The organism is Chryseobacterium sp. L12 (assembly GCF_056133985.1).
The window spans coordinates 1-9,253 of sequence record NZ_JBVYOF010000031.1 but is presented as its reverse complement, the minus strand read 5'-3'; the positions used below and the strand labels follow the sequence as shown (position 1 = coordinate 9,253).

The following is a 9,253-nucleotide window of genomic DNA, read 5'->3' as shown; positions in this document are numbered from 1 at the left end:
TTAATTTTCGGATCTTTCAGAGCATAATCTTTCAGAATACTATTAAATTCTTTAAAAAACTCATCAACAATGTAATAAATAGTTGTAATTTTATCATCAGAAATCATAGCAGAAATTTTAGTTATATATTTGAATTTCAATACCTTAAATATACTAATTTTTCTGCTTTTTTGTATCATAAATTTATTAATTCTTATCCCGAACTCACGTTGCGGATGAAAGTTTTGAAAATATAAATTTCACTCAAAAACCTTTAAATTTGGGCGAATATGAAAACTGTACTTTCCGAAACTGTAATTTTGAATACTTAAATATTTCCGGATTTAGATTTACTGACTGCGAATTTATCGAAAGTAACTTAAGCATGACCAAACTTATTGGAACTGCTTTTCGTGAAGTTGTTTTTAAAGACTGTAAAATGTACGGAATGGCTTTCAATGACTGTAACGAATTTGGAATGTCTTTTAAATTCGAGGGTTGTGCTTTGAACAATTCTGTCTTTTATAAATCAACCATTAGAAAAACTCAGTTTAAAAATTCAAAGCTTATTGAAGTTGATTTTTCTGAAGCTGATATTTCAAACTCTGTCATTTCAAACTGTGATTTAAGCGGGGCTATTTTCGACAGAACCAATTTGGAAAAAGCAGATTTGAGAACTTCTTTTAACTATACAATTAATCCAGCCCAAAATAATCTCAGAAAGACGAAATTTTCACTTTCTGAAGTTCATGGTCTATTACGTCATCTTGATATAGAAGTTGATAAAAACAGTTAGTTATTTTGATTCATATTATTATAAACAAAAATTAAAGCCATCAAAAACTGATGGCTTTATTTATATAATCAATTATTTAAGACTAAAATCCTGATGCAGATGCAAGGCTGTTGTAATTTTCTCCGTTTTCGTTGATTACTCTTTTGGCGAATCTGTATTTAGGTCCCCAATAAGAATCATTCAGCGAAGAAACCATGACACCTTTAGAAGTTGCGGCGTGAATAAACTTTATTTCTCCATCTTCAGTAACTTCCTCTACAATTCCTACGTGAGATATTCTTCTGCCGTGAGAAAAGAAAATCAAATCACCTTTCTGAAGGTTTTCTTTATCTACACTTTCTCCTTCCTGAGCCTGAGATGCGGCTACTCTTGGTAAGCTAAGACCTGCAGCAGCTCCGAATACTGAAAGAACAAATGCTGAACAATCTATTCCGTTTCTTGTAGTTCCTCCATATCTGTAAGGTGTTCCCAAGTAAGTAGATGCTTCGGCTAAAATATTGTCAATTGTTTTGCTGTGCTTGATTGCTTTTGCAATTTCTAAACTCTTCAAAGAATTTTTAGCATTGGATAAAGCAACTGCTTTTTCTGAAACAAAAGAACTGATTAGCAATTTTTTATCCTTTTCCAATTGAGTATCTACTGCGGCTAGTTTGGCATCTGTTTTGTACTCTTTAGCATAAGTTGCTGGTTTTGATACCACATAGTTGGTAACGCAAGATTGTAATGATAATGTAGAAACAAAAGCAACTAAATAAAACAAAACTCTTTTCTTCATATAAATTTTATTATCCGTGTTAAAAAGGAATATTTATTTCTCTAAAGCAATACAAAAGTAGATATTCCCCAGAAAAGTGCCTGTATATGAGTATTATCAGGTTCTTGATTTAACACATTTTAACATATTTTTTAAGTATGTTAAAAGAAAACAAACCGCAGGCTTCCATTTATGGCAAACCGGCGGTTTTTTTTATTAAGATTTTTTAACATAATAGAAGTAGATCTTTATTTTTCAATAATTGCAAGTGCTTTTATTGTTAAATAAATGCTTAGATTTCAATAAAAAAGTTCTCCGGAAAAACCGGAGAACTATCACTAATATGGAACTTTACAGATGTTATCTTGTAAATAACATTTCTCTGTATTTTGTCATTGGCCAAAGCTCGTCGTCTACCATCATTTCAAGATCATCCGATGCTTCTCTGATTACATCAAATAAAGGTTTTACTTTGTTGCAGTAGTCTTCTGCCTGCTTTTGGCTATCTGTAACTGCTTTTGCAGCTTCTCTTGCTTTGATAAGATCTTCAACGCCCAGCTTCATTTTAGAAATATTCTCAGAAATACTTGTGATAAGACTCATTTGTTCTTTTGCCAAAGGTCTGAATTCTTCATCACCAAATATTTCTTTTAATCCTTTTACGTTTTCAATCAATCGGTTCTGATAATTTAAAGCAGAAGGAATAATGTGGTTTCTTGCGATATCACTTAATACTCTTGCTTCAATATCAATAACGGTAGAATATTTTTCCAGCTTGATTTCGTTTCTTGCTTCAACTTCTCTGTGTGTGAAAATTCCCATTTCTTCGTAAAGAGCCAAAAATTTCTCGTCCATTTCCTGTTTAAGAGCTTCCGGCGTAGTCTTTAGGTTATTAAGACCTCTTTTTTCAGCTTCCAGAGCCCAGTCATCAGAATATCCGTCACCTTCAAACATGATGTTTTTGCACTGTTTGATGTACTCTCTCAGTACATTGAAAATAGCTTCGTCTTTCTTCAGTCCTTTTTCAATTAAAGCGTCTACTTCTTTTCTGAAATCGTTTAATTGTTTTGCGGCAATTGTGTTCATAACCGTCATAGATTCTGCACAGTTTGCAGAAGAGCCTACCGCTCTGATTTCGAATTTATTTCCTGTAAATGCAAATGGAGAAGTTCTGTTTCTGTCGGTGTTGTCCAGCAAAATCTCAGGAATTTTTCCTACTACATTTAGTTTTAAGTCTGTTTTTTCGTCTGGTGAAAGTTTTCCTTCTGTTACTTTTTCAAGCTCTTCCAAAACTCTGAACAACTGGCTTCCGATGAATACGGAAATAATTGCCGGTGGAGCTTCATTGGCTCCTAATCTGTGGTCATTGCTTGCAGAGGCGATACTTGCTCTCAAAAGATCTGCATATTCGTGAACAGCCTTAATTGTATTTACGAAGAACGTTAAGAACTGTAAGTTTTTTTTAGGGTTTTTTCCCGGGCTTAAAAGATTTTCACCGGTATTGGTTGCTAAAGACCAGTTGTTGTGCTTTCCGCTTCCGTTTACCCCGGCAAATGGTTTTTCGTGAAATAAAATATGGAAATGATGTCTGTGAGCAGTTCTTGTCATAACATCCATCAACAAAGAGTTGTGGTCTACTGCAACATTTACTTCTTCAAACATTGGAGCCAGCTCAAATTGGTTTGGGGCAACCTCGTTGTGTCTTGTTGTTACAGGAATACCCAATTTCATACATTCTACTTCCAGCTCTTTCATGAAATTCATTACTCTTGTAGGAATAGAACCGAAGTAATGGTCGTCTAACTGCTGTCCTTTTGCTGGAGAATGGCCTAATAATGTTTTGCCTGTTAAAACCAAATCCGGACGGGATTGATACAAAGCAGAATCAACCAGGAAATACTCCTGCTCCCAACCTAAAGTAGGCGTTACTTTTGTTACGTTTTTGTCGAAATACTGCATTACGTTGGTTGCAGCTTCATCTACCGCATTTAATGCTCTTAAAAGAGGTGCTTTATAATCTAAAGTTTCTCCGGTATAAGAAATGAAGATCGAAGGAATACATAAAGTAGTTCCCATGATAAATGCAGGTGATGTTGGATCCCATGCGGTGTAACCTCTTGCTTCAAAAGTGTTTCTGATACCTCCATTCGGGAAAGAAGATGCATCTGGTTCCTGCTGGATCAGTAAATTTCCGCTGAATCTTTCGATTGCTCTTCCTCCTTCGATTGGCGTGAAGAATGAGTCATGCTTCTCTGCAGTAGAACCTGTCAAAGGCTGAAACCAGTGAGTGTAGTGAGTCACTCCTTTGCTCATTGCCCAATCTTTCATGGCTACCGCAACCTGATCCGCAATGTGTCTCTGGATTTTGCTTCCCTTTTTTACCGCATCCATAATAGACTGGAATGCTTCCTTTGTTAAATATTCTCTCATTGTCTCTTCTGAGAAAACATTCTGGCAGAATAATTCTGACAATTTCACGGGAACTTCTACAGAATTATCTCTTCTGAAGTCCTTGAATGGTAAAGTTTCTAGCGCTTTGAATCTTAAAGTTGACATACTGGGTTGATTTTATAGGACAAATTTACAAAAAAAACTAATTGAAAAAATTTTAACCCTAAAAATTTAAGGGGTGTTTTTAAAATTTAATATAATTTTTAAAATAGAATGACTTTTTAAAAGGGATAAGTTTCAAATTGAAGTTTTATTCCTATTAATATATGAGAGATTAAACCGAACTTTAAAAACAGCAATATTTAATGTTAAGAAAATTTATTCCGGTAACTTTTAAACAAGCGACGAAAATCTTTAATTTTAAAAATAAGAAATATTTATATTGGATTTAGGTTATTAAAACGCTGGGTAGCAAACAAATAATTTCATTTAAAATATTTTTCGTAACTTAGCAGACTTTTTATAAAAAATTTAAATATATGACAAATTCTAGAGCGAGAGAAACCACCGAGGCAATTGAAAGACTATACATTTCTATGAGACACCTGTTTTATAGAGGGTTTTTTAAGCCGAGCGGAGTTTCAGGAGAAAGCATTAGAAGTTTGTTGAAGACGATCAATCCGGAAATTTACGGTACCATGAGTATTCCAAGCAAATTGGAACTCAATGGTTTGATGTATGTTTTAGACAGGCTTCCAGAAGGTATTGAGGAATGTGCTTTTATACATCTTACATCAGATGAAGGTTTTGATAAAGGAAGTTTTGAGCCAATTGTTCCAAAAAAAAGAAGAAGAAACTGTTACAGAATAGATGAACACCAAATGAATATTGAGGTTCTTCTGGGTCGTTCAGAAATTTATGATATTCTTACTCACTTAACATTTCTGTTCATTGAAGCAGACAAAATAAGAAATCTTGCCTTCATTCAGGAGGAAAACTGGAAGCCGACCAGAGCCTTCAAAATTATTGAAGAGGTAGTAAAAGGCGAAAAAAAATTCAGCAGAAAAGAAAAAGAAGTTGCCCTGATTCATCTGTCTTCTTTAATAGGAAGAACATTTGACGAAACCTTGAACGCTTATAATACTTTTGGGGACGATGAAAATCCTGACAGATTATTTAAAATCATCTATCATTTAGGCAAAGTAAGTCTTGAAGATGCCAAAGAAACTAGAGAAAGAGAGGTTTACTTCAGTGCTATTTTAAAAGAAAGAGTAGGGCATCATTATTTTGGCGAAAAATGGGCTCATAAACTAAAGGAAGTTTTATTTGAAAACGATCTTCACATGAGGCCGCTTCACATTATTTCTGCCAATATGCATTCTGTGAAAAATATGCTGTTTGCGAATGATGCATTGAATAAAAAGCAAACAAAAGAAGTCGACTATAAATTATATGAAGAAATTTCAAACAAGAAAGATCTTCGGAATAAAGTTCTGAAATATTCTCAGGATCAGGGTTTAATCTATATTGATGATAAGAGCGGCAGTAATATTGATGTTCAGATTATTGATTTAAAATCTGTTGATTTAAAAAATACACCATTCAGCAGTATTAAATTCAGCGGTGATGATGTCGTTTTAGTTTTCGACTATGCTTTTGGTGAGCAGGCGTATGAAATCATGGATGAATTACTGAGACCGTTTGAACAGAAAGGTGAGGTCTATATGATGAAAGTAAAATCTGTTTCCATTATGGGGAAAGCAGGGATACTTGCCGGTGGAAAAGGCGATATTATGATCCCGACTTCGCATATTTTTGAAGGAACAGCAGATAACTATCCTTTTGAAAATGCTTTGAAGCTGGAAGATTTTATTGATGACGAACTTCAGGCTTTTGAAGGTCCTATGATTACCGTTTTGGGAACTTCCCTTCAAAACAGAGATATTCTTTCCTACTTTATGAACACGTCATGGAAAGCCATCGGACTTGAAATGGAAGGAGCGCACTATCAGAAAGCGATTCAGGTTGCGTCTAAAATCAGGCATCATATTGCACCGGATTTATTTGTGTGTTACGCCTATTATGCTTCAGATAACCCTCTGGAAACTGGAAGTACGCTTTCTTCAGGTGGTTTGGGATTGACGGGTGTAAAACCAACGTATCTGATTACTTTAAGAATTTTGGAAAAAATATTACAAAGTGCAGCAAAAGAAGCTACAACCAGAAAATAGATTTCAATGTAGATAAAGTTTAATCCTTCAAGGTTTTTAAAGCCCTGAAGGATTTTTTATATCATGGTTTTTAAAAAAGACTAAAATGATTTATCTTTAAGAAAAAAATGAGTACATCTTTACAATTAGCCAAAAGATTCAGAGAGGTAATCCTTGATGGAAAATGGATTGCCAATACAAATTTCAAAGATCAGCTTTCTGACATAAGTTGGGAACAGGCAACAAAGAAAATCGCTGATTTGAATACAATTGCGATGCTTACTTTTCATATTGATTATTATATTGCAGGGTTAATCAATGTTTTTGAAGGAGGCGATTTGGAAATCAGAGACAAATACAGCTTTGATCTTCCTCCTGTTGAATCTCAACTGCAATGGGAAGAACTTTTACATAAACTTTGGAGCGATTCTGAAAAATTTGCAGTTTTGCTTGAGCAAATGCCTGATTCTAAAATGAATGAAGTTTTTGTAGATGAAAAGTACGGAACGTATCTTCGAAATATTGATGGAATGATTGAGCATGCCTATTATCATTTGGGGCAGATTAGTTTAATCAAGAAGCTGATAAAGAACAAGTAACAATTTGTAAATCTGAGTAAGTTTGTTTAAAACTTTTTTTGATAGCTGATGGTATAATATACAATTTTAGTCTCTTTCAAAATTTATTTATCTTTAGGCAAATTAAATTCTTCAATGAAAAGATCAGTAGCAATCCTGTTTGCATTTATTATTACGCAGTTTCAGGCTCAGCAGGGAGCATATTATCAGCAATATGCAAAGTACAAAATGGATATTGATGTGAATGCTGAAAAATTTACCTACACGGGTAATCAGACGTTAGAATACACCAACAATTCCCCGGATGAGTTAAAGGTTGTATATTTTCATTTATACTGGAATGCCTTCAAACCTAATTCTATGATGGATCAAAGAGTTGCAGGACAAGGTAAAAATGGTGACGGAAGATTGCAGAAAGACGGAATTTCCAGGCTGGCTTCTATTCCCAAGGATCAGGAAGGGTCGCAAAATATTCACTGGATTAAGCAAAACGGAAAAGAACTGAAATTTGAAGTTCAGGAAACCGTTATGAAAGTATATTTGGCAGAACCGATCAGGCCGAATTCAAAAACTACTTTCACCATGAATTGGGACGCCGTAATTCCGCAACAGATCAGAAGAAGCGGAAGAAATAATAAGGAAGGCATTGATATGACGATGACACAATGGTATCCTAAAATTTCTGAATACGATTACGACGGATGGGCAGCGTTCGATTATGTTGGAAGAGAATTTCATGCACCGTTTGCAGATTTTGATGTAACGATCAAGATTAATAAAGATTATGTAATAGGAGCGGGCGGAACACTTTTGAATCCTTCTGAAGTGAAAGGATATGAAGCTTCTGCAAAAATTAAAGCAGACAAAAACAAAGCAACATGGAAATGGACTGCCAAAAATATGCTTGATTTTGCATGGGCTGCAGATAAAGATTATTCAGTAGAAAACTTTGATGTTCCACAAGGTCCAAAAGTATATTTTGTATATCAGAAAAATGATAAAACGAAATACTGGTCTGAAGCAAAACCTTATGTTTCAAAATATTTTCAGATCATGAACAGCAGGTTCGGAAGATATGCCTATCCTTCCTATGCATTTATTCAGGGCGGCGATGGCGGAATGGAATATGGGATGTGTACGATGATTTTAGGTGAAGCCGAAGGTCTGGAAGATTTAATGGGATTAATGATTCACGAAGGTTCACACTCGTGGTATCAGCAGATGCTGGCTACCAATGAACCGATGCGACCTTGGATGGATGAAGGTTTTACGAGTTATGCAGAAAGCATCGTAATGCACGAATTGTTTCCGCCAAAAGACAACCGGCCGAATGCTTTTGTTGAAAAACTGGATGCCTATAGAAATATCGTGAAAAGAGGAATTGAAGAACCCGCAGTTTGGCTGGGAGATCATCATGATAACGGAACGGCGTACAGCTTTGCAAGTTATGTAAAAGGCGAATTGTATCTTGTGCAGTTAGGATATATCGTAGGGGAAGAAAATTTAGCCAAAATCATGACTGAATATTTTAAAGAATGGAGCATGAAACATCCTTCCGACAGAGATTTTCTTCATATTGCGCAGCAAATTTCCGGGATGGATCTGAAATGGTTTCATCACTACTGGATTAACACCATAAAAACCATCGACTACGGCATAAAGGATGTAAAATACGATGCAAAATCTACAACGATTACTTTGGTGAATAACAGTCAGGTTCCGATGCCGATTGATTTTTCTGTGATTACTGCAGATAATAAAATAGTGACTTACCAGATTCCATTAAATATGACCCGCACCTGGAAAACCAAAGATGCTTTTGGTGATTTTACCACTTTGAATTACTGGCCGTGGACACAGAAAGAATATACCCTGACAGTTCCTTACCCTAAATCTCAGCTTAAAGTTTTGGGAATAGATTTCAGCCAGCGAATGGCAGATGTAAATCCCGAAGATAATTTTGTTGAGGTGAAATAACTTACAAAAAATCCCCGAAGATATTCTTTGGGGATTATTGTTTATCGTTTTTCGAGTTCTTCTATTCTCTTTTTCAGAAGTTCTATTTCTTCATTTTTCTGTCTGTTTTCTTTTTTGAGCATTTCTATCAGCTCTTTCTGGTTTTCTAAAAGAAATTCGGGAACGTTGCAGTAATAATTCCCATTAACACTACCAAAGTTGCTGCTTGTAACATTGTCAAAGTAGTTTGTGATATTCTTATTGTCGCTAGTTTCTTTTATCTCTTCCACCTCAGTTTCCAGCAGTTTTGAGATTCTTTCCCATTCTTCTTCCGAGATGTCTACCTCTCCTTTCTCTTTACGGCTGTATTGGGTCTGGCTGATATTCAGGTATTCTGCCAGATCTTTTTGGGTGAAATCTTTTTCGTTTCTTTTTCTTATTAGCTTTTCCTTTACCATAAAGCATTTTTTACAAATGTAAAAATTATTCGACTAAAACCGAATAAAACCCGAATAAAAAATATCGCAGTATTTTGAAAAATTTATTTTATTATTGCATTCTTAAACATTAAAATAAATAAACTCAGATG

The 9,253-nt window shown here is 34.9% G+C and carries 7 protein-coding genes and 1 pseudogene; 4 read left to right on the top strand and 4 right to left on the bottom strand.

Translation table 11 applies throughout. The features are described 5' to 3' along the window. A pseudogene (locus tag AC0NBN_RS15670) lies at positions 1-107 on the bottom strand (IS982 family transposase); the annotation flags it as partial. Positions 108-259: 152 nt separating this feature from the next. Between AC0NBN_RS15670 and AC0NBN_RS15665 the strand changes: the two are divergent. After that, the gene (locus AC0NBN_RS15665; RefSeq protein WP_474468780.1) at positions 260-775 is read left to right on the top strand and encodes a pentapeptide repeat-containing protein; all 516 of its coding nucleotides are present in this window, start codon (positions 260-262) and stop codon (positions 773-775) included. 82 nt (positions 776-857) lie between these two features. Here the strand turns inward: AC0NBN_RS15665 and AC0NBN_RS15660 are convergent, their stop codons facing one another. Together AC0NBN_RS15660 and AC0NBN_RS15655 are read right to left on the bottom strand one after the other, a co-directional pair. Next, the gene (locus AC0NBN_RS15660) at positions 858-1,550 is read right to left on the bottom strand and encodes a C40 family peptidase (RefSeq protein ID WP_143882844.1); all 693 of its coding nucleotides are present in this window, start codon (positions 1,548-1,550) and stop codon (positions 858-860) included. A 339-nt stretch (positions 1,551-1,889) separates the two neighbouring features. Beyond that, positions 1,890-4,085, bottom strand: a complete 2,196-nt coding sequence (locus AC0NBN_RS15655; protein ID WP_160812555.1) for a glutamine synthetase III domain-containing protein — start codon at positions 4,083-4,085, stop codon at positions 1,890-1,892. Between the two features lie 374 nt (positions 4,086-4,459). Between AC0NBN_RS15655 and AC0NBN_RS15650 the strand changes: the two genes are divergently transcribed. The 3 genes from AC0NBN_RS15650 (at position 4,460) to AC0NBN_RS15640 (ending at position 8,685) form a co-directional block, all read left to right on the top strand. Further along, complete coding sequence (locus tag AC0NBN_RS15650) at positions 4,460-6,151, top strand: DUF6909 family protein (RefSeq protein WP_160812556.1); 1,692 nt, start codon at positions 4,460-4,462, stop codon at positions 6,149-6,151. A 107-nt stretch (positions 6,152-6,258) separates the two neighbouring features. After that, positions 6,259-6,729, top strand: a complete 471-nt coding sequence (locus AC0NBN_RS15645; protein ID WP_160812557.1) for a DinB family protein — start codon at positions 6,259-6,261, stop codon at positions 6,727-6,729. Between the two features lie 114 nt (positions 6,730-6,843). Next, on the top strand, positions 6,844-8,685 hold the full coding sequence (locus AC0NBN_RS15640; RefSeq protein ID WP_160812558.1) for a M1 family metallopeptidase: 1,842 nt from the start codon (positions 6,844-6,846) through the stop codon (positions 8,683-8,685). 41 nt (positions 8,686-8,726) lie between these two features. On the opposite strand, the gene AC0NBN_RS15635 is transcribed toward AC0NBN_RS15640, so the two are convergent. Further along, on the bottom strand, positions 8,727-9,122 hold the full coding sequence (locus tag AC0NBN_RS15635; protein WP_160812559.1) for a helix-turn-helix domain-containing protein: 396 nt from the start codon (positions 9,120-9,122) through the stop codon (positions 8,727-8,729). Between the last annotated feature and the right edge of the window lie 131 nt (positions 9,123-9,253).